Raw genomic sequence first — 20,176 nt, forward strand, 5'->3', positions numbered from 1 at the left:
AAAGCGCCTGTGGGGTCTCCCCTGCTCCGTACTCCTGCAGGAGTCTCGCGCCTTCCGCTCCAATCAACGAGTGCCAAAATAGATAAAATCCATTAAAACATAGCCATTACTTATATGAATATCATTTTTCTAAATACTCAATTGTACTTTCTACCATTTCTTTAACTGTGTATTCTGTTGGTGAGACGTGGACTGGCAAGCCAAAGGCTCGTAGTTTTTTCTCTGTCACTGGACCAATACAGCTTATCACACATCTTTCTATATGACTCTCAAGTTGGTACTCCTTGACGACGCTCATAAAATGATTAACAGTGGATGGACTTGTAAACATCAAAATATCAATTCCATCGTCGGCTAGCATTTTAGCCAGTTTCTCCCTGCTATCCTCTGGCATATAAGTTTCGTAAATAACGATTTCATCGACGAGAACACCATGGTTACTGAGTGAAGCAGAGATATACTCACGAGCCAAATTCCCTTTTGGAATCAGCACTTTCGATCCACTAGGAACCTTTGGTAAAAACTCGTCTGTAAATACCTCCGTGACATAAGCCGACGGTACAAACTCTGCTTTTAACCCTTTTTCCTGCAATACCTCTTCCGTTTTCTTGCCTATCACAGCAATTCTCGGAAATGATTTATACTCTTCCTTTTTATAAAAAGAGAAGAAAGTTTCGACAGTGACATTGCTAGTAAAAACAATCCAGTCATATGTATCAATCTCATTCATAGCATTTTGCAGCCTCTGTGTAAATACAATAGGGCGAAATGCAATAAGAGGGATTTCGATTGAAATCCCTCCATACTTTTCGACAAGTTGTGAAAAGGATTTTGCCTGGCCTGCTCCGCGGGGAACAAGGACCTTTTTGTCAAACAAACCTAATGGTTTTAGCATTGACCTTCGAGCTCCCGTTTAACCCGATCAATCAGGTCCTTAGCTCCTTTTTCGATTAATAGGTCAGCTGCTTGAATACCAAGCTCTTCTGGGTTCGTTCCTCTAAGTTCCTCTTTGAAGATTTCTTGGCCTTCTGGAGAACCAACTAAAACGGTTAGAACAATTTCATCATTATCAGCAGCAGTAGCGAATCCAGCAATCGGCACCTGACAGCCGCCTTCCATTTTATGAAGGAAAGCACGTTCCGCTTTAACGGCTCTTTCTGTTTTTTTACAAGTGAATTTTTCAAACAGTTCAAGAAGCTCTTTATCATCTTCACGGCATTCAATCGATAATGCCCCTTGGCCAACGGCAGGTACACAAATTTCTGCATCGATAAATTCAGTTACAGTGTCCGTTGTCCAGCCAAGACGAGAAAGTCCTGCTGCCGCTAGGATGATAGCGTCATATTCTTCATCTTGAAGCTTTTGTAATCTCGTATCAACATTTCCGCGAATCCATTTAATTTCTAAATCAGGGCGCTCCGCTAAAATCTGGGCGCTCCGGCGAAGACTGCTCGTCCCGATTATCGCACCTGGCTTTAAATCCTTTAATTTAACATGGTCTCTTGAAATCAAGGCATCACGGTGGTCCTCACGGAAAGGAATACAGCCGATTGTAAGTCCCTCAGGAAGAATAGCTGGCATGTCCTTCATACTATGTACCGCCATATCAATTTCTTTATCCATCATGGCTTGCTCAATTTCCTTAACAAACAAACCTTTTCCGCCGACTTTTGAAAGGGTTACATCTTGAATCTTATCCCCTTTTGTTACAATTTCTTTTACTTCAAATTCAAAAGGTCCTCCGAGCTTTTTAAGCTGTTCAATCACCCAATTTGTCTGTGTTAAAGCCAATTTGCTTCGTCTAGAACCAACGATAATTTTTCTCATGACTGCCTCCTACGATTATGAGTACCAAAAGTGGAATGATGATAATTGTCCAATTAGGAAAAAGTTAATTAATACAACTAAAAAAGAACCGACATTCCAAAGGGCTAATTGTCTGCCTGACATATTTTTAACGATTCGCAGGTACAAATAGATACTGTATCCGGTTAATAGAATAAATGAACCAATAATTTTCATATCGTACCAAGGCATTCCTGGAACCTTTAAAATGGCCCATTGTAAGCCAAGGATTAAACTTAATAACAGCATAGGAACCCCAATAACTACTAAAATATACGAGGATCGTTCCAGCTTGCTTAAATCTGCTAGTCTCAAAAGTCTTGTGCCCCACTTTTTCCTTTTCAACAAGTCATATTGAATGAGATAGAGAAGCGATAGGACAAAGGACAAGGAGAATGCGCCATAAGATAGAATGGCCATAGTAATATGTATAAGCAGGAGCTCGGACATAAGTTGATTGCTTATGACGTGCGAATCATATTGAATCGGAGCAAAAGTATGAATCGCGATAACAATAAAGCCAAGTATATTTGTAAAGAAGACGATAAAATCGACCTTAAGCAGCCGATTTATTCCAAGCGACAGGGTTACCAATACCCATGCATAAAAATATAAGCCTTCAAATATCGTTAACGCTGGAAACCTCCCTGTTTTTAACATATAGGAAGTTAAGAATATCGTTTGTAAAACCCATACAAACGCAAGTAACCAGAAGGCGATTCGGTTTGCCTTCCGGTTATGGTGAATGAAATCGAAAAAATATAACAACACACTGAAGGCATATAGGACTACTGTCAATTCTTGCAGCCGCGTCATATGGAAGTCAAACATAATTAGTACCTCTTATGACTGAAAGGAAGCCTGCGTTACATGAACCATTGCATCTTTGGTTTCGGCTGCTTTCGTTTGTTTTTCAACAAGCTCTTCAATCCTAAATATTTTCATAAATAAGTCCAAAGCCTCATCAGCATCTGGACGAGCAGCCAATTCTTTTGCTTGTAAGATAGGATCTTTTAATAGCTGGTTGATAATACTCTTGGTATGTTTATTTAATACTTTTCGATCGCGATCTGATAAATTAGGCAGCTTGCGTTCAATACTTACCATTGTTTCAGCTTGAATGGCATGTGCCTTATCTCTAAGAGCCGAGATAACAGGAACAACACCCAATAGTCCTAGCCAGTGCTTGAAATCAACAATTTCCTTTTCAATCATCAGCATGATAACTTGAGCCGCTTTCTTACGCTCCTGAAGGTTTGCCTCAACAATTCCTTCTAAATCATCGATATCATATAAAAATACACTTTCAAGTTCAGCAATTTTTGGATCTAAGTCACGTGGAACGGCAATATCAACCATAAACAATGGCTTACCCTTACGCTTTTTCTCGACTTTCTCCATCATTGTTTTGGTAATGACAAAGTCCTTTGCACCTGTAGAGCTGATAAGGATATCTGCATCAATCAATGATTTTTGTAATTCTTCAACTGTTTTAGCCTCGCCGGCAAATCGGTTTGCAAGAACTTTAGCTTTATCATAGGTACGATTAATCACGGTAACTTTCCTAACACCATTACCATGGAGATTTTGGGCTGCCAGCTCGCCCATTTTCCCTGCACCAAAAATTAAAACATGCTTACTCTCAAGGGAACCGAAGATTTTCTTTGCTAGTTCCACTGCAGCATAGCTGACAGAGACCGCATTTGCGCCAATATCCGTTTCAGCATGTCCACGCTTCGCTAAAGTAATGGCCTGTTTAAATAGTTGGTTGAAGATTGTACCCGTTGTGCCTAGTTCTTGAGCTAACATAAAGCTCGTACGAACCTGCCCTAATATTTGGGTTTCCCCTAAAACCATTGAATGAAGACCGCAAGCCACCTTAAATAAATGCTCAATGGCACCATCTTCCTCATAAACAAATAGAAAGGGTGAAAACTCAGATTGTTCAATTCCGAACCATTCAGATAAAAATTCTTTAATATAATAGCGGCCAGTATGCAACTGATCTACAACCGCATAAATTTCTGTACGATTGCAAGTGGATACGATTATATTTTCTAGGATGCTTTTTTTCGTGTTTAATTTTTTGATCGCATCCCCTAGGTCGGATTCGTTAAATGTCAACCGCTCACGGATTTCCACAGGGGCAGTTTTATAGTTTAAACCTATCACTACAATATGCATTTTGTTACAACACCCCCAATAAGTAATACAAGAACTACTAATACATTATTAACTAGTCTGATTATAACACGGGTTTTTTCAACATTTACCCGAAAAATGTGAACAGAAAACGAAACTATATGTTAATATAAAAAGCGGAAGCGCCTAGCGCTAGGCTAGCCTAATAAATAGGAAAATAGTTAAGTAATAAATAAATATATCATCCTTATGTACATTACCAAAAAAAAGAAAGTTATTCAAGTATACCTTACTGGAAGTGGTGTTAAAATGAAGAATCAGCGCATTTTCCCAGGAATCATTCTTATAGGCTTTGGAGCCTATCTTTTCCTACAACAGTCTGGACTTACGGCTCTACAGACATTGTATTCATGGCCGACACTTCTTATAATCGTTGGCGTCGCTTTTTTAGGACAGGGATTTTCTGCAAAGGATCATGAAGCCATTCTGCCAGGAGTCATACTTGCAGGTTTCGGTATTCACTATCATTTTGCCGGCAAGATTTTATTCTGGCCCAACAACACCATAGGGATGCTTGTATTGTTTATATCAATTGGCTTCTTTCTTCGTTTTCAAAAAACAAATAATGGTTTGTTTCAAGCCTTTCTCTTTTTAGTATTGGCATTATTGCTATTATTTTACGATAAAGTTTCAGAATATCTCGGATTACTTCAAAATGGACTAGGTTTTGTGTGGAAATTTTGGCCTGGCATTATTATTCTGGTTGGAATTTACTTTCTTTTTAGGAAGAAAAAATAAACGTCAGGCAGCAAGCCTGACGTTTTTTCTTACATAAAACTATGCAAAATGGACCATGCTTTATCTTTTCCTTCACCTGTTTCCGATGAGAAAAGAATGATTTGGTCATTTTCATCTAAATCCAGTGTTTCTTTTGTGACCTTTAAATACTTCTGCCACTTTCCTCTTGGAATTTTATCTGCTTTCGTCGCAATGACAACGCACGGGATATCATAATGCTTGAGGAAATTATACATCATAACATCATCCTGTGTTGGCGGATGGCGTAAGTCGACGATTAAAACTACTGCTCTTAATTGCTCACGCGATGTAATATACGTTTCAATCATTTTCCCCCAGGCTGCCCGCTCCGATTTGGATACTTTCGCATATCCATAACCAGGAACATCGACAAAGTGAAGGATTTCGTTAATAAGGTAAAAATTCAGGGTTTGCGTTTTACCAGGCTTAGAAGAAATTCTAGCTAACCCTTTTCGGTTAAGCATTTTATTGATAAAGGAAGACTTACCCACATTAGAGCGTCCTGCTAATGCGAATTCTGGTAAGTCTGTTTCTGGGTACTGCGCTGGCCTTACGGCACTGATGACGATATCGGAACTAACTACTTTCATTTCAATCCACCTTCTACGAGTGCATGCCTTAATACTTCATCGACATGCGAAACAAGCACAAACTCTATTTCATTTCTAACACTTTCAGGGATGTCATCGATATCCATTTCATTATCCTTCGGAAGGATGACCTTTGTTAACCCAGCTCTATGGGCACTGAGTGTTTTTTCTTTTAAACCGCCAATTGGAAGTACGCGTCCTCTTAGCGTAATCTCTCCTGTCATTCCTACTTCACGGCGAATTGCTCTGCCTGTTAGCGCAGATACAAGTGCAGTCGCCATTGTAATTCCTGCAGATGGACCATCCTTCGGTACAGCACCTTCTGGAACATGAATGTGAACATCATATTTTTCATGGAAATCTTCTTCAATTCCAAGCTCACCGGCTTTAGAACGGATATAACTAAAAGCAGCCTGCGCGGATTCTTTCATCACGTCGCCTAGTTTTCCAGTTAACACCAGTCTTCCTTTACCAAGAGATAAAGAAACTTCGATTTGAAGTGTATCTCCACCGACAGTTGTATAGGCTAGACCGGTGGCAACCCCAACTTGATTTTCTGTCTCTGCTTGACCATAACGGAATTTTGGTTTGCCTAGGAACTCCTCGACATTCTTTTCCGTTACAATGACTCGCTTTTTCTCACCTGAAACCACGATTTTCGCTGTCTTTCGACAGATGGTGGCCATTTGCCGTTCAAGGCTCCGGACCCCTGCTTCACGGGTATAATACCTGACTGCCTTAAGAATCGCATCATCTCGGACTTGAAGAATTCCTTTTGTAAGTCCATTTTCTTTTATTTGCTTCGGCAGCAAATGATCTCTTGTAATATGAACTTTTTCGATTTCCGTATAACCAGCAATGGTGATAATTTCCATTCTGTCTAATAGCGGACCTGGAATTGTTGATAGGTTATTAGCAGTTGCTATAAACATGACTTTGGAAAGGTCATAAGTCTCTTCGATATAATGATCACTGAAATTATGGTTTTGTTCCGGATCCAATACCTCGAGCATAGCGGAGGATGGATCGCCCCGGAAGTCGCTTGACATTTTATCAATCTCATCTAATAAAAAGACAGGATTAATCGTGCCTGCTTTTTTCATTCCCTGAATAATACGGCCAGGCATCGCTCCTACATAGGTTCTTCGATGACCGCGAATTTCAGACTCATCACGCACTCCGCCAAGGGACACACGGACAAAGTTACGATTTAATGAATTGGCAATCGAACGTGCTAAGCTTGTTTTCCCAACTCCTGGAGGTCCAGCAAGACAAAGAATTGGACCTTTTAAGGAATTCGTCAGTTTTTGAACGGATAAAAACTCCAAGACACGTTCCTTTACTTTTTCAAGTCCGAAATGGTCCTGATTGAGAATTTTTTCGGCACGAAGAATATCAATATCATCATTTGTTTTCTTCGACCATGGAATCGTAATCAGCCATTCAATATAGTTTCGAATCACAGCACTTTCTGCTGAGCTAGATGGCACTTTTTCATAGCGGTCAAGTTCTTTCATTGCCGTCATCTGTACATGCTCAGGCATTCCCGCTTTGTTTATTTTTTCCGTAAGTTCGGCGATTTCACCTGTCTTTCCTTCTTTATCGCCTAATTCCTTCTGAATTGCCTTCATTTGCTCACGCAGGTAATATTCCTTTTGCGTTCTTTCCATGGATCGTTTTACACGCTGCCCAATCTTCTTTTCAAGATTTAGCACTTCTTTTTCATTCTGAATCGTATCGATAACCATATTCATACGAGCTTTTACATCGATTGTTTCAAGAATTTCTTGTTTTTCCTTAAGCTTGATTGGTAAATGGGAAGAGATAATATCTGCCATTCTTCCTGGTTCTTCAATATCTACAACTGAGGCATAGGTTTCAGCTGAGATTTTTTTAGATAACTTTATGTATTGCTCGAAATACTCAAGCATTGTTCTCATTAATGCCTGATCTTCAACATCCTTCGTTGTAGACTCCTCATATGTCACAATGCTGACAGCATAATATTCTTCCTCATCATGAAAGGATTCAATTCTTGCTCGGTTCAGCCCCTCAACCAATACCCTGATGGTGCCATTCGGGAGCTTTAGCATTTGTTTAACTTTCGTTAAGGTCCCAATTTGGTATAAATCCTCTTCAGAGGGATCGTCTATTGCAATATCCTTTTGTGTGGTTAAAAAAATTAAATGGTCATCTACCATCGCTTTTTCAAGAGCTTCAACCGATCTTTCACGTCCAACATCTAAATGAAGGACCATAGTCGGATATACAAGCAACCCTCGAAGCGGCAGGAGGGGGACGATCAATTCTCTATCTTTCGCCATTAAATTGCACCTCCACATGCATAAATCAATCTTTCCCGCTTTAATAGCAGAAATCGTCTTTGTACAATTCTATCTCATTTGCAAATATGTGTCTAATATTACGGAAGTGACAGAAATAAGTTTGTCAATATATTATTAATATTCCCTAGGAGGAGGATTTCTTTCGTTCTTTGCTAATAAAAAACACTTCGGTTAGGACAACCGAAGTGTTTTCTGTTAAATAGATTCCTTTTTAGAAAGTTCTATGGAAGCTGGTATAACCTCTTTATGTGCGAGATCGCTGACGAGAGCAATGTCAAAAACTTCACTTAAATGGGTAACAGGCACAATTCGGATTCCCTTTATTTCATTTAATATTGATTGCATATTCTCTTCTGGGATGATAACGGTTGTTGCTCCCGCTTTTTGGGCTGCCTTTACCTTAGGATACACTCCGCCGATTGGCTTCACATTGCCATGAATACTTATTTCTCCCGTCATCGCTACTTTGTTATCAATTGGGGTTTTGTAGATGGCAGAATAAATTCCCGTTGCCATTGCTATACCTGCTGATGGACCGTCAATTGGAACCCCGCCTGGGAAATTAACATGAATATCAAAATCCCCTGCTGGAACACCCATTGACCGCAGGACGGTAATTACATTTTCAATTGATCCGCGTGCCATACTTTTACGGCGGATGGATTTACCTTGTCCGCCAATGCTTTCTTCATCAACGATTCCGGTAATATTTATAGTTCCTTTATCCTTTGCGGGGATAACCGTTACCTCGATTTCAAGCAATGCCCCTGTATTCGGCCCATACACAGCTAGTCCATTTACAAGACCAATCCTAGAATCGTCATTGATTTTTCTTTCCATTCTAGGTGACAGTTGACTGGAGTGTGCGACCCATTCTAAATCTTCGTCTTTGATAAATTCGCGCTCATCGGTGATCGCCAGCCCTGCAGAAATTTGAATCATATTAACGGCTTCACGACCATTTCTTGCATATGTAGATAATATATCTAATCCAGCTTCACTAATGTCTAGTTTCACTTTTTCAGCAGCTTTTTTTCCAACTTGAATGATTTCTTCCTGTGTTAAATCTCTAAAAAACACTTCCATACAACGTGAACGAATCGCTGGCGGTATTTCACTTGGAGTCCTTGTTGTTGCACCAATTAAGCGAAAGTCTGCTGGCAGTCCATTTTTAAAAATATCATGGATATGAGTCGGAATTTGTGTGTTTTCCTCATGATAATAGGCACTTTCAAGAAAAACCTTTCGATCCTCAAGTACCTTCAATAGCTTGTTCATTTGAATCGGATGCAGCTCGCCAATCTCATCAATAAACAGTACTCCGCCATGGGCGTTCGTTACTGCACCTTGTTTTGGCTGGGGAATTCCCGCTTGGCCCATCGCACCTGCACCCTGATAAATCGGATCATGAACAGACCCAATTAAGGGGTCGGCAATGCCTCTTTCATCAAATCGAGCGGTGGTTGCGTCCAATTCAATAAATACAGAGGTTTGTTTAAATGGTGATTTTTGAACTTTTTTGGCTTCCTCTAAAACTAAACGAGCGGCAGCTGTTTTCCCTACCCCTGGCGGTCCATATATAATCACATGCTGAGGATTTGGACCACATAATGCTGCTTTTAATGACTTTATACCATCCTCTTGTCCAACAATATCTTCAAAGCTTGTAGGGCGTACTTTTTCAGCTAATGGTTCTGTTAATGAAATCGATCTCATTTTTCGAAGCTGTTCCATTTCCTTACGGGATTCCCGATCAATGGAAACCTTTTGTGTCCGCTGGTTCCTTAGCAAATTCCAGAAATACAGCCCAATGATGATTCCAAAAAACAGCTGTACAAATAAGGCAATCCCCGTCCAACTCATACTTTTCCCTCCTGCTACAAGTATACTCAATAGATATTAATAAGTATTTCCTGCATAGAGGTGGAATAAACCACTAATTGTAAGAAACTGTTTAGATTGGAATGTATAATTTACATAAAAGGATTAAGAAATTTTCGGTGTATGGAAATTCTAATTGGAAAATAAGGTAAAATTTATCTATTCTTTGTGAGAAAATTCTATATAATAGATTTATGTGGAGCACTCCAGTGTATCGGTGCTCCATTTTTATTAGATAAAAAGATGGGGGCGAAACATATAATGTCTAATGAAAATGAGGTTTTATTAGAAAAAGGAAAACAAAATGATTCAAGAAAAATGAAAGTAGAAAGGAAAGAGGGAGAACCGACTCCAGCTTTCATAGGGGCTTCTTGGGCAGCGCTATTAGTAGGTGTCTCGGCTTATTTCATAGGCTTGTTTAACGCAGCGATGCAATTGAACGAAAAAGGATATTACTTTGCCGTTTTAGTATTTGGACTTTATGCTTCGGTATCTTTACAAAAAGCCGTAAGAGATAAAGATGAGGGAATACCAGTTACGAATATTTATTATGGTATTAGTTGGATTGCACTTATTGTCTCTATTTCATTAATGGGTATCGGTTTATACAATGCAGGAAGTATCGATCTAAGCGAAAAAGGTTTTTATGGTATGTCATTTGTCCTTAGCTTATTTGCTGCGATAACAGTTCAAAAAAATATTAGAGATACACAGCGGGCAAGAGAAAGAAATTAAGATTTTTTCCATAAAATCAAATTAATTCTAAACGACAGTGATCTGTCGTTTTTTTTTTCGAAATAAGAATTCTAAATTGCTGAAGCACAACAAAAAAGCAGAGATAACTCAAATTTGAATTATCTCTGCTAAGGTAGCTTTTATAACGATGGGTCTCATGTGTCCCTTTAATTAAGCAGATTTCTCTTCTGCCACAACGGTTCCGTCCTCTAGGACAAGCTTTGGAATACTATTGTCGATTACCGTATCTTTGGTAATGATACATTTCTGAATATCATCACGAGAAGGTAGATCAAACATAACATCCAGCATGATTCCTTCAATAATAGAACGTAATCCACGTGCACCTGTTTTACGTTCAATCGCTTTCTTCGCGATTTCGATAAGTGCACCTTCCTCAAATTCCAATTCTACATCATCAATTTCAAGCATTTTTTGATATTGCTTAACTAATGCATTCTTAGGCTTTGTTAAGATTTCAATCAATGCTGATTCATCTAACTGCTCAAGACTTGCAATAACAGGCAGACGGCCAATAAATTCAGGAATTAATCCGAAGCGGAGTAAATCCTCAGGTAATACTTTAGATAGTAGCTCTTTCTGAGTAATTTCCAGCTGCTTCATATCCGAACCAAAACCAATCACCTTTTGGCCTAAACGGCGCTTAATAATCGGTTCGATTCCATCAAATGCTCCACCGCAAATAAATAAGATATTGGTTGTATCGATTTGAATAAATTCTTGGTGAGGATGTTTACGTCCGCCTTGAGGTGGAACGCTCGCCACCGTACCTTCTAGAATTTTTAACAATGCTTGCTGTACACCTTCACCAGACACATCTCTCGTGATGGAAGGATTTTCTGATTTACGGGCAATTTTATCAATTTCATCAATATAAATAATACCCTTTTCAGCTTTTTCCACATCGTAATCAGCAGCTTGAATCAATTTTAAAAGAATATTTTCAACGTCTTCCCCAACATAACCAGCTTCCGTTAGAGACGTTGCATCTGCGATCGCGAACGGCACATTCAGAATACGTGCTAATGTCTGAGCTAATAAAGTTTTACCACTTCCAGTTGGTCCAATCATAGCGATATTACTTTTTGAAAGCTCTACGTCATCAATTTTACTATTCGAATTGATTCGTTTGTAGTGATTATAAACCGCTACTGACAGCGATTTCTTTGCTTGGTCTTGACCAATGACGTAATCATCAAGAATCTCACAAATTTCTTTTGGCTTAGGAACGTCTTTAAATTCTACTTCCTCTTCTGTTCCAAGCTCTTCTTCAACGATCTCTGTGCAAAGCTCGATACATTCGTCACATATATAGACACCCGGTCCGGCGACCAATTTACGAACTTGGTCTTGTGTCTTTCCACAAAATGAACACTTTAATTGGCCTTTTTCATCATTAAATTTAAACAATTCTTTCACCCCTTGAGAACGTGTTATAACCCTATTTAAAGTTGCGTAACACAAACAAAAATCCGTTTTTTTTCGAAACTATTCAGTGGTATGTATTGCATTGTAACATATGGACCTAACGGACTGGTAATAAAAAGCTTTTCAACTATGTTTTTTATGGAAGCGCATTTTTGTTTGGACACCCTTTAAATGATTCCTATGTACCCATTAAGCATAACCACTTTTTAATAAAATCAATCTTTCTTGAAGCGTGTTTTACTTAATTCGATATGTAAATCTGTTTTTCCTGCATATGTTTTTTGTTCTTCTTGCTTGTTAAAAAGGTTTCCCTGTCTTTATTATAATATGTAATTGAAAAAATGTATAAAAACAGGCACGATATAATCGTGCCATGTTTTTACAATTAATATTATTTTTTATTTTCGATTAAGAATTCAACTGCTTTTTGCTTTTGAAGATCGCCTTTGATGCCTTCAAGGCCGCCAAGTGCTTGCTTAATGTTTTCAACTGTCATGTTGTACATGCCAGCCATTTTTTCAAGCTCAGCATTAACATCTTCGTCAGAAGCTTCAATGTTTTCAGCTTTTGCAATTGCTTCAAGTGTTAAAGCAACGCGAACACGGTTTACAGCTTCTTCTTTCATTTGCTCACGTAGAGCATTCTCATCTTGACCTGAGAATTGGAAGTAAAGCTCAAGGTTCATACCTTGCATTTGTAGACGTTGTTCAAATTCTTGAAGCATACGGTTTACTTCGCTTGTAACCATAACTTCTGGAATTTCAACTTGTGCATTTTCAGCAGCTTTTTCAACTAAAGAATCACGTAAGTGGTGCTCAGCTTCGTGCTTCTTGCTATCTTCTAAACGAGTTCTGATTTTTTCTTTTAATGCGTCTAATGTTTCAACTTCATCATCCACATCTTTAGCAAACTCATCATCTAATGCAGGAAGTTCTTTTCCTTTAATTTCATGAAGAGTTACTTTAAATACCGCTGGCTTACCTGCAAGTTCAGCTGCATGGTACTCTTCAGGGAAAGATACTTCTACGTCTTTAGATTCGCCAGTAGCTAATCCTACTAACTGCTCTTCAAATCCTGGAATGAATGAGCCAGAACCTAATTCAAGTGAATGATTTTCAGCTTTTCCGCCTTCGAATGCTTCACCATCAACGAATCCTTCAAAGTCAAGAACAACAGTATCGCCAAGTTCAGCAGTACCTTCTTCTTTCACTACAAGCTCAGCTTGACGGTTTTGAAGAGTTTCTAATTCTTTTGCTACATCTTCGTCTGTTACAGTTGCATCGAACTCTTCTACTTCTAATCCTTTGTAGTCGCCTAATGTTACTTCAGGCTTAACTTGTACAGTCGCTTTGAAGATAAGTTCTTTACCTTTTTCCATTTGCTCGATATCGATATCAGGACGGTCGATTGGGTCGATGCCTGCTTCGTCAATCGCATTACCGTATGCTTCTGGAAGAAGAATATCTAATGCATCTTGATAAAGTGATTCTACGCCAAAACGCTTTTCAAACATTGGACGAGGCATTTTTCCTTTACGGAAGCCAGGTACATTTACTGTCTTAACAACTTTATTAAAAGCTGCAGTTAATCCTTCATTTACTTTTTCTGCGCTTACTTCAACAGTAAGGACACCAGTGTTTCCTTCTAACTTTTCCCATTTTACTGTCATACTATTTTCCCTCCAACAATCTATTATCATTTCATTCGTAACGAAATTGACAGGATAATGAATTCATCCTCTTTTTTTATGTAAAAGATAGTTTTTACACAATGCAACCCTTACATTATAACACAGGATTTTTTTCTTTCAACAGAGTTACCTATATATTGGGATAAGAAATTTCTTCTAATTCTCTTATTTTTACAAGTGCCTGCTCTATTTTTTCTGGTGTAATCTCGTATTCATTTGATATATCACTTAAATCAGAATCCATTCCGAGATAATCTAGCGCTAGTAGGTGAAATGCACCTGCCCAGGCTTCAGTCTCTTCAGGCGTGAACTCAAATGGATAGCTGATGAAAAAAATCCGTTCTACCATCCCTTTAATATTTTCAAAAAGATATGGGTCACTATTTTCTAATCTTTTTTCTAGTAAATATTCTATTTCTTTCATTCTTGGTTGTGATTGGATATCAGGAAGTTCTGTAGGTACAGCGCTTTGATCCTCACTAAACTTTTTAACCATAATTTTCTTATCATATTCCTGTTCTTTTAATAGAGACAGAAGCATGGTTTTTAGAAATGGGTGGCCAGTATCTGAGGTAAGATATTCTTTGATTTCGTCTATGTATGGACGAATATTCTTTTCCGCCAAACTCGAAATCGCGAGCATTTGCTCATTTAGATTTTTTAGTAATGAAAGTTTGAGTTCATTTGGATGGGAATCTTCCTTTGATTCTGGTTCCTCTATCGGCTCCTGCTGACTGTCGTTATCTGCCATTCGTCTGCTGAATTGGAGGATGGTCAGGAAATGATCATGCCTTTCTGGTGGAATTTCCTTTTCGTCAAATAAGGCTTCAATCGTAGAGACAATTTCTTGATATTCGTGGAGCTGTATTAATATGGTCAGGTATAGGTCAACCATATGAAAATAGTCGCCAATTCCCTTTAGCAGCATTTCGTTAGCCAGTTCTCTGGCTTTTATATAGGCTCCCGCTTCAAAGTATGCGAGCACAAGACCTATTAAAATATCACTATTTTCTGGGTCATGCTCCTTTGCTTCCTCAAGCAAGGTGATAGCTTCTTGATACCTTTTATTTTGCAGGCTCTCAAGGCCCTTATCCGTCAATCTCTTTTCGAGTCCGGGAAGGAATATAATATTGTCTTTCCGTTTCGCTCGTTCCCGTTTTTTCATATGTATACCGTCCTCTGCATCTGTATGGAAATTAGTTTAGCATGAAAGTTACTAAAAACAAAAAAACTCACCTTCTGCAGGTGAGTAGTAAGTTTTGGTATGTAGTTAAATGGCGTCCCAGGAGAGATTCGAACTCCCGACCGTACGCTTAGAAGGCGTATGCTCTATCCGGCTGAGCTACTGGGACGTATTTGTATTTCAAAGACAAGATTTATTATATAATCCTTATATATAAAAGTCAACAGCTTTTAAAGAAATTTTATTTTTTATAAAAAAATGGGTAGATTACTTTAAATTTTGCTTATCGCCCATATAAACCGAGAAGGGGGAAGAATGATCTTCCCTCATCTTTTTGGCAGGTCAAATTCATATGCTAAGTCTTTAAGTTCCTGTCCATTAATATCATACACGGACATCTTAATACTTTCTTCCAATAAATCCAGAATCACATAAGTTTTTTCGAAGCGTTCCCGTGGCAAGCGTATGCTTCCAGGGTTCAAAAATAAGGTATCCCCTATAACTTCTGCTCCAAGTACATGTGAATGTCCAAAACAGGCGATATCTGTACCAAGTTCTGCTGCCTTGTATTTTAAGTTCATTAATGATGATTTCACTGAATACCTGTGACCATGTGTAACAAAGAACTTTCGGCCAGCAATCTCAGTTGTTGTTTCTAATGGATAACTGCCACCAAAGTCGCAATTCCCCATCACGGTCAAATAACCACCTATCGATTTATCGTCAGCCATTAATTCAGAATCACCACAATGAATCATTAAATCTACTTCGTTCACATGCCGCTCCCGTAATACCTCGAGCTCTCTCGTTAAACCATGGCTATCACTAACAACAAGAACCTTACTCATGATTATTCCGCTCTCTCCACGATAGAATCTAAGATACCTTCAAGCTTTTTCAATGCATTGGCCCGATGACTTATTTTATTCTTTTCATCAGAAGATAGTTCTGCCATTGCATGGCCTTTTTCCGGTACATAAAAGACGGGATCATAACCAAATCCATTTGTTCCCCTTTGTTCTTCTAGAATTCGTCCTTCACAAGTCCCATACACAGTAATTGTCTCTTTTCCAGGCAAAGCTACAGCAAGGGCACAATAAAATCGAGCAGTACGATTTTCTTCAGAAACTCCCTGTAGTTCATTTAGAACCTTTTCTAGATTTTTTTGATCATCCTTTGGCTCTTCACCAGCATAACGTGCTGAATAAATACCAGGTCTGCCTTCTAATGCATCCACTATTAAACCGGAATCATCGCCAATCACGATTTTATTTAGTCTTTGTGAAACAGCTTCTGCTTTCAATGTTGCATTTTCTTCAAAAGTTGTCCCTGTTTCTTCTACATCCTCAATTTCAGGGTAATCAAGCAGTGTCTTGACTGCAATCCCTCTTGGAGCAAATATATGTTCAAATTCTTTGGCCTTACCTGGATTTTTGGTTGCTATAATAACTTCCTTCATACTCCAAATCCCCTTATTTTTTTCGTCTTGCTTCAATTTTTGCCGTAATCTCTTCCCCTAATGCACTTTTTTGATGTTCAAACAGTTCCATCAGCCCTTCTTGCGCTGCACCCAACATATCTTGAAGCTGTTGATACGAGAAGGTGGATTCTTCGCCAGTTCCCTGTAATTCCACGAATTCTCCATTTCCCGTCATCACAATATTCATATCTACTTGTGCTTTGGAATCTTCTGCATAATTCAAATCAAGAACCGTTTCGTTATTTTTTAAAACTCCGACACTGGTTGCCGCTAAGTAATCTGTAATCGGGAACTTCATATTCTTTTTTTCTCCAAGTCGATGAAGGGCAATGGCCATAGCGACAAATGCTCCTGTAATGGAAGCAGTCCTGGTTCCGCCATCTGCTTGAATAACATCACAATCAATCCACACCGTTCTTTCTCCTAATGAAGATAAATCAACGATCGCTCTTAAAGCACGTCCGATTAAGCGCTGGATTTCCATTGTTCTACCGGTAACTTTCCCTTTTGAAGACTCACGAATATTTCTTGATTCTGTTGCCCGTGGCAGCATAGAATATTCTGCGGTTATCCAGCCTTTGCCCTCTCCTCTCATAAAAGGAGGAACTCTCTCCTCAATGCTTGCAGTACAAATTACCTTTGTGTTCCCTACAGAAATAAGGACCGAGCCTTCAGGGTGCATTAAATAACCTGTTTCAATATGTATGGGTCTTAATTGCAGTCGTTCTCTACCATCAACACGCACAACTATTTCCTCCTTATGGGTGAGAAATACCTCTCAACCTTTTCCGGCATTTGGTAAAATCAAATAAAGAAGAGGAAGCCTAAAGGCAACCTCTTGCGATTATCACTATATAGTATATCAAAAATTAATTTTTAGAAACTACCTGTATTGACTTTTTCTGGGCGCGTAACTGGTTCGGATAATTTATCACCTTTATCATTTACCAAATCAGCCTTGCCATCTACTGTAACGGCAACACTTTCAATTCCTTTTTGCTCAGTCAATGAAAGGACAAGTGCATTAAGTAAATTCTGGGAAACAATTTTTTCTTCAAAGCTTCCGTAGATGGATTTATTAAAGTTCAAAGTAACTTTTCCATCTTCAATTTTTGGTGCCTCTAGCAGCTCTACGTCAGGCAAAAATTCTGAAGCAAGATTAGACTTTGCATTAGGTCCTTTAACCAATTCATTTACGACCGCCACAATATTATTTTTCTCACTCGTATTAACCCTCTTCGTGACAGGTACATAATAGTACGAATCTTCTTCACCGCCGATATAATAAACGGTTACTGGCTTTGTGTTTGTGATATCAATTACGCCCGCGGTATCAATATTGATTCCAGTTGCTCTTGATAGATTTTCACTAATCGGTGTGCCATTAACAGGCATTTCCGTTAATTCATGTCCATTCATTTGAAGCTTTACTTTCTCTATCGTGTCAAATTGAGTAAGTGTCCATGTGATAGATTCGAGAATTTTCCTTTCATCCTCAGGCTGGTAGTTTTTAAATTCCTTCGAGAAATCGACCACAGCAACACCATCTTTAATGTTAACAGAGATTTGCGTTTCTTCTGGTAAGACAGCACGGAAGTCATTTGGAAGCATGTCTGTTACAGGTCCATTGGCTACTAGGTGTTCTAAGGCTTGTTTCGCAACCGAGTTTGTTTTCGGCAGTGTTAATGTTTGCGGCACCACAAACCCATCTTTATTGATTAAGTATAACTCTGTTTTCACTGTACCTTCGACTTCTTCACTCTTACCAGTGGTTTCCTTAGTTGGGTTCGTATCGGTTACTGTAACCTGCTTTGGCGGATCAACTTTTTTCTGGACTTCTTTCCCGAACAAACCGCACCCCGATAATAGAAGTGTTGAAGCAAAAACAGCTGTAACAAGCGGTTTCACTTTATTTTTTGACATATTTTTTCCCTCCTAAGACAGTTTGTACTATCATGTATACGAGCCTATTAAACTAATTAGACCGTCTTTGGAAAAGAAAATTAGGACATTCTCTGATTTTTTTCAAAAAAAAATCAAGCTCCTGTAAAGGGAGCTTAATTATAATTTAATCTTTTTAACATTATTAATGGGTACTCCAAGCCACTGGGAAGCTATTTTTGAAAAAATATACTTCGAGCCTGTTGTATAAAATTCATGTTCAGTTATATCCTCATCTGTTTCGAGGATCCCGTTATATTGAAGTATGGCACTAATCTCCCTTGCTGTTTCATCCCCAGAACTGATGACATTTACAGTTTCGCCCATCACTTTTTGAATTAGTGGTTCGAGTAAGGGGTAGTGGGTGCAGCCAAGAATCAGTGTATCTAAATTTTGATTTTGCAGCGGCTTTAGTGCTTCGACGACGATTCTCTCCGCGATTTCCCCGTCATATTCTCCACTTTCAACAAGAGGAACAAATTTGGGGCAAGCTTGTCCTGTTACATATAAACGGCTGTTTAGCGCTTTTAACGCTTTCTCATAGGCACCACTTTTGATTGTGCCTTCTGTCCCAATTATCCCAACTCGATAATTCTTTGTCCGCTTGATAGCAGTCCGTGCTCCAGGGTAGATAACACCGAGTACTGGAATCCTTAACTCATTTCTAATGTCATCAAGGACCGCCGCCGTTGCCGTGTTGCAGGCAATGACGAGCATTTTTATATCTTTTTCTAATAAGAATGTAGTCAGTTCCCAGGTGAATCTTTTAACTTCCTTTAAAGGTCTTGGGCCGTAGGGGCACCTAGCCGTATCTCCCAAATATATAATTTTTTCATTCGGAAGCTGTCTCATAATTTCTTTCGCAACCGTCAATCCACCAACTCCGGAATCTATGACACCAATTGGTTGTTTCAAAATTCTCGCCTCTTTTTTAAGGCTCTTTTCTTAAACTTTATTGCTTTTGGAGATTAAAAGCGTTTTAGGAGCTATGATTTGTTGCAAAATAGCCTTAATAGAAAGAAAAGAGCCTGCAATCTTAATTTCAAGCGCAAAAATAGTTTGTTCCGCGTTAAAATCGGCTTTAAGATTTTAACAACATTCTTACGAAAACAGCCTTTTTTAACGCATATCTTGATGCAGTTTCATTAAATTGGTTTGAAGTTGTTGAATTTCTTCTAAGGAGAAATTCGCCAATACTTCCTCTAAGTAAACTTGTCGTTTCTTAATTACTTCATCTATTATTCTTTCGCCTTCTTCAAGCAGGTGAATTCTAACGACACGACGATCCTTAGGATCCTTTACCCGGACAACCAGTTGATTTTTTTCCATGCGGTCAACAAGGTCTGTAGTCGTACTAAAGGCCAAGTACATTTTAGTAGACAACTCTCCAATGGTCATATCGCCATCCTCAAAGAGCCATTGCAGTGCTACAAATTGCGGCGGAGTAATTTTATAATGACTTAGCATTTCTCTGCCCTTTTGCTTAATAATTCCTGAAATATAACGCAAGTCCTTTTCTATCCTTGCGACAATTTCATCGCTAACCTTTTGTGAATTTTCGACAGTCATTCTATAACACTCCTATACGAGGCGTCCCTTTGCCATGATTTCGCAGAATTAGCGCTTCATAATCTTGCTCTTATTTTCTACTTTTTTCGATAAAATTTCAAGCTGAATCTATTTCATTACAAAATACATATTGATTCATATGAATAAATCCTTATAAAAACATGAACCGGCATCCAGTAGGATGCCGGTCATGATTAAAGTTCTAGCTCTCCCATACGAAGGAGCTCTACAACTGCTTGTGAACGCCCCTTTACACCAAGCTTTTGCATGGCATTGGAAATATGATTTCGAACCGTCTTCTCGCTTATAAATAATTCACCAGCGATCTCCTTAGTAGTTTTATCCTGTACTAAGAGTTCGAATACTTCTCTTTCACGTTTGGTGAGTAACGGCTTGTGAGTATATTCATTCTCCTTCAAGTATTGTGACCCTCCTTGCCTTCGCCAGTTATGAACCGTTGGGTGGGTATATATTTAGTCACGATATCTTATGTGAATGTCACAATTG

19 protein-coding genes and 1 tRNA gene are annotated in these 20,176 nt (G+C 38.8%); 2 read left to right on the forward strand and 18 right to left on the reverse strand.

The window, feature by feature from the left end:
• Positions 1-121: 121 nt before the first annotated feature.
• From CHI06_RS12170 to hemA, 4 genes are read right to left on the reverse strand one after another with little or no spacing between them, the layout of a single operon-like run.
• A complete protein-coding gene (locus CHI06_RS12170) occupies positions 122-895 on the reverse strand; it encodes a uroporphyrinogen-III synthase (protein WP_095248824.1) in 774 nt (257 codons plus the stop codon).
• A complete protein-coding gene (gene hemC / locus CHI06_RS12175; protein WP_095248825.1) occupies positions 889-1,827 on the reverse strand; it encodes a hydroxymethylbilane synthase in 939 nt (312 codons plus the stop codon). Before hemC ends, CHI06_RS12170 begins: the two co-directional genes overlap by 7 nt.
• A 15-nt stretch (positions 1,828-1,842) precedes the next feature.
• Positions 1,843-2,676 (reverse strand): cytochrome C assembly family protein, encoded by an 834-nt coding sequence (locus CHI06_RS12180; RefSeq protein WP_095248826.1) that lies wholly within the window; start codon positions 2,674-2,676, stop codon positions 1,843-1,845.
• A 12-nt stretch (positions 2,677-2,688) separates the two neighbouring features.
• Positions 2,689-4,029, reverse strand: coding sequence for a glutamyl-tRNA reductase (hemA, locus tag CHI06_RS12185; RefSeq protein WP_095248827.1), 1,341 nt, complete (start codon positions 4,027-4,029; stop codon positions 2,689-2,691).
• 267 nt (positions 4,030-4,296) lie between these two features.
• Here hemA and CHI06_RS12190 point away from each other — a divergent pair, with 267 nt between their 5' ends.
• Positions 4,297-4,785, forward strand: coding sequence for a LiaI-LiaF-like domain-containing protein (locus CHI06_RS12190; protein WP_095248847.1), 489 nt, complete (start codon positions 4,297-4,299; stop codon positions 4,783-4,785).
• Positions 4,786-4,814: 29 nt separating this feature from the next.
• Here CHI06_RS12190 and yihA read toward each other — a convergent pair whose 3' ends face one another.
• The 3 genes from yihA to lonB form a co-directional block, all read right to left on the reverse strand.
• A complete protein-coding gene (gene yihA / locus CHI06_RS12195; protein WP_095248828.1) occupies positions 4,815-5,396 on the reverse strand; it encodes a ribosome biogenesis GTP-binding protein YihA/YsxC in 582 nt (193 codons plus the stop codon).
• Positions 5,393-7,720 (reverse strand): endopeptidase La, encoded by a 2,328-nt coding sequence (gene lon / locus CHI06_RS12200; protein ID WP_095248829.1) that lies wholly within the window; start codon positions 7,718-7,720, stop codon positions 5,393-5,395. The genes yihA and lon overlap by 4 nt, the downstream gene beginning before the upstream one ends.
• A 216-nt stretch (positions 7,721-7,936) precedes the next feature.
• A complete protein-coding gene (lonB, locus tag CHI06_RS12205; protein WP_095248830.1) occupies positions 7,937-9,604 on the reverse strand; it encodes an ATP-dependent protease LonB in 1,668 nt (555 codons plus the stop codon).
• Positions 9,605-9,883: 279 nt separating this feature from the next.
• Here lonB and yiaA point away from each other — a divergent pair, with 279 nt between their 5' ends.
• Positions 9,884-10,357, forward strand: a complete 474-nt coding sequence (gene yiaA, locus CHI06_RS12210; protein ID WP_095248831.1) for an inner membrane protein YiaA — start codon at positions 9,884-9,886, stop codon at positions 10,355-10,357.
• A gap of 171 nt (positions 10,358-10,528) precedes the next feature.
• On the opposite strand, the gene clpX is transcribed toward yiaA, so the two are convergent.
• From clpX to gerE, 11 genes are all read right to left on the reverse strand, one after another.
• Entirely contained in the window at positions 10,529-11,788 is a 1,260-nt protein-coding gene (gene clpX, locus CHI06_RS12215) for an ATP-dependent protease ATP-binding subunit ClpX (protein WP_095248832.1), read from the reverse strand.
• 409 nt (positions 11,789-12,197) lie between these two features.
• Positions 12,198-13,475 carry a trigger factor gene (gene tig, locus CHI06_RS12220; protein ID WP_095248833.1) on the reverse strand — a complete coding sequence of 426 codons (1,278 nt, stop codon included), beginning with the start codon at positions 13,473-13,475 and terminating at the stop codon, positions 12,198-12,200.
• 151 nt (positions 13,476-13,626) lie between these two features.
• Entirely contained in the window at positions 13,627-14,661 is a 1,035-nt protein-coding gene (locus tag CHI06_RS12225; RefSeq protein ID WP_095248834.1) for a tetratricopeptide repeat protein, read from the reverse strand.
• 110 nt (positions 14,662-14,771) lie between these two features.
• Positions 14,772-14,848 (reverse strand) — tRNA-Arg (locus tag CHI06_RS12230).
• A 157-nt stretch (positions 14,849-15,005) separates the two neighbouring features.
• The gene (locus CHI06_RS12235; protein ID WP_095248835.1) at positions 15,006-15,527 is read right to left on the reverse strand and encodes a metallophosphoesterase family protein; all 522 of its coding nucleotides are present in this window, start codon (positions 15,525-15,527) and stop codon (positions 15,006-15,008) included.
• Positions 15,528-15,529: 2 nt separating this feature from the next.
• Entirely contained in the window at positions 15,530-16,138 is a 609-nt protein-coding gene (locus tag CHI06_RS12240) for an XTP/dITP diphosphatase (RefSeq protein ID WP_095248836.1), read from the reverse strand.
• A gap of 13 nt (positions 16,139-16,151) precedes the next feature.
• The gene (rph, locus tag CHI06_RS12245) at positions 16,152-16,904 is read right to left on the reverse strand and encodes a ribonuclease PH (protein ID WP_095248837.1); all 753 of its coding nucleotides are present in this window, start codon (positions 16,902-16,904) and stop codon (positions 16,152-16,154) included.
• A gap of 131 nt (positions 16,905-17,035) precedes the next feature.
• The gene (locus tag CHI06_RS12250) at positions 17,036-18,082 is read right to left on the reverse strand and encodes a GerMN domain-containing protein (RefSeq protein ID WP_095248838.1); all 1,047 of its coding nucleotides are present in this window, start codon (positions 18,080-18,082) and stop codon (positions 17,036-17,038) included.
• A 138-nt stretch (positions 18,083-18,220) separates the two neighbouring features.
• On the reverse strand, positions 18,221-19,015 hold the full coding sequence (gene racE / locus CHI06_RS12255) for a glutamate racemase (protein WP_095248839.1): 795 nt from the start codon (positions 19,013-19,015) through the stop codon (positions 18,221-18,223).
• Positions 19,016-19,219: 204 nt separating this feature from the next.
• Positions 19,220-19,669 carry a MarR family winged helix-turn-helix transcriptional regulator gene (locus tag CHI06_RS12260; protein WP_095248840.1) on the reverse strand — a complete coding sequence of 150 codons (450 nt, stop codon included), beginning with the start codon at positions 19,667-19,669 and terminating at the stop codon, positions 19,220-19,222.
• 194 nt (positions 19,670-19,863) lie between these two features.
• Positions 19,864-20,088 (reverse strand): spore germination transcription factor GerE, encoded by a 225-nt coding sequence (gerE, locus tag CHI06_RS12265; protein ID WP_009796032.1) that lies wholly within the window; start codon positions 20,086-20,088, stop codon positions 19,864-19,866.
• Between the last annotated feature and the right edge of the window lie 88 nt (positions 20,089-20,176).

Origin of the sequence: Bacillus sp. 7884-1 (assembly GCF_002272245.1) — a bacterium.
GTDB lineage: Bacteria > Bacillota > Bacilli > Bacillales > Cytobacillaceae > Neobacillus.

Excerpts from the sequence above, each read along its gene's own strand:
- CHI06_RS12235 (WP_095248835.1), bottom strand. The coding sequence starts at position 15,527 with ATGAGTAAGGTTCTTGTTGTTAGTGATAGCCATGGTTTAACGAGAGAG.
- hemA (WP_095248827.1), bottom strand. The coding sequence starts at position 4,029 with ATGCATATTGTAGTGATAGGTTTAAACTATAAAACTGCCCCTGTGGAA.
- CHI06_RS12180 (WP_095248826.1), bottom strand. The coding sequence starts at position 2,676 with ATGTTTGACTTCCATATGACGCGGCTGCAAGAATTGACAGTAGTCCTA.
- tig (WP_095248833.1), bottom strand. The coding sequence starts at position 13,475 with ATGACAGTAAAATGGGAAAAGTTAGAAGGAAACACTGGTGTCCTTACT.
- yiaA (WP_095248831.1), top strand. The coding sequence starts at position 9,884 with ATGTCTAATGAAAATGAGGTTTTATTAGAAAAAGGAAAACAAAATGAT.
- lon (WP_095248829.1), bottom strand. The coding sequence starts at position 7,720 with ATGGCGAAAGATAGAGAATTGATCGTCCCCCTCCTGCCGCTTCGAGGG.
- lonB (WP_095248830.1), bottom strand. The coding sequence starts at position 9,604 with ATGAGTTGGACGGGGATTGCCTTATTTGTACAGCTGTTTTTTGGAATC.
- yihA (WP_095248828.1), bottom strand. The coding sequence starts at position 5,396 with ATGAAAGTAGTTAGTTCCGATATCGTCATCAGTGCCGTAAGGCCAGCG.
- CHI06_RS12250 (WP_095248838.1), bottom strand. The coding sequence starts at position 18,082 with ATGTCAAAAAATAAAGTGAAACCGCTTGTTACAGCTGTTTTTGCTTCA.
- CHI06_RS12260 (WP_095248840.1), bottom strand. The coding sequence starts at position 19,669 with ATGACTGTCGAAAATTCACAAAAGGTTAGCGATGAAATTGTCGCAAGG.
- CHI06_RS12190 (WP_095248847.1), top strand. The coding sequence starts at position 4,297 with ATGAAGAATCAGCGCATTTTCCCAGGAATCATTCTTATAGGCTTTGGA.
- CHI06_RS12225 (WP_095248834.1), bottom strand. The coding sequence starts at position 14,661 with ATGAAAAAACGGGAACGAGCGAAACGGAAAGACAATATTATATTCCTT.
- CHI06_RS12240 (WP_095248836.1), bottom strand. The coding sequence starts at position 16,138 with ATGAAGGAAGTTATTATAGCAACCAAAAATCCAGGTAAGGCCAAAGAA.
- CHI06_RS12170 (WP_095248824.1), bottom strand. The coding sequence starts at position 895 with ATGCTAAAACCATTAGGTTTGTTTGACAAAAAGGTCCTTGTTCCCCGC.
- hemC (WP_095248825.1), bottom strand. The coding sequence starts at position 1,827 with ATGAGAAAAATTATCGTTGGTTCTAGACGAAGCAAATTGGCTTTAACA.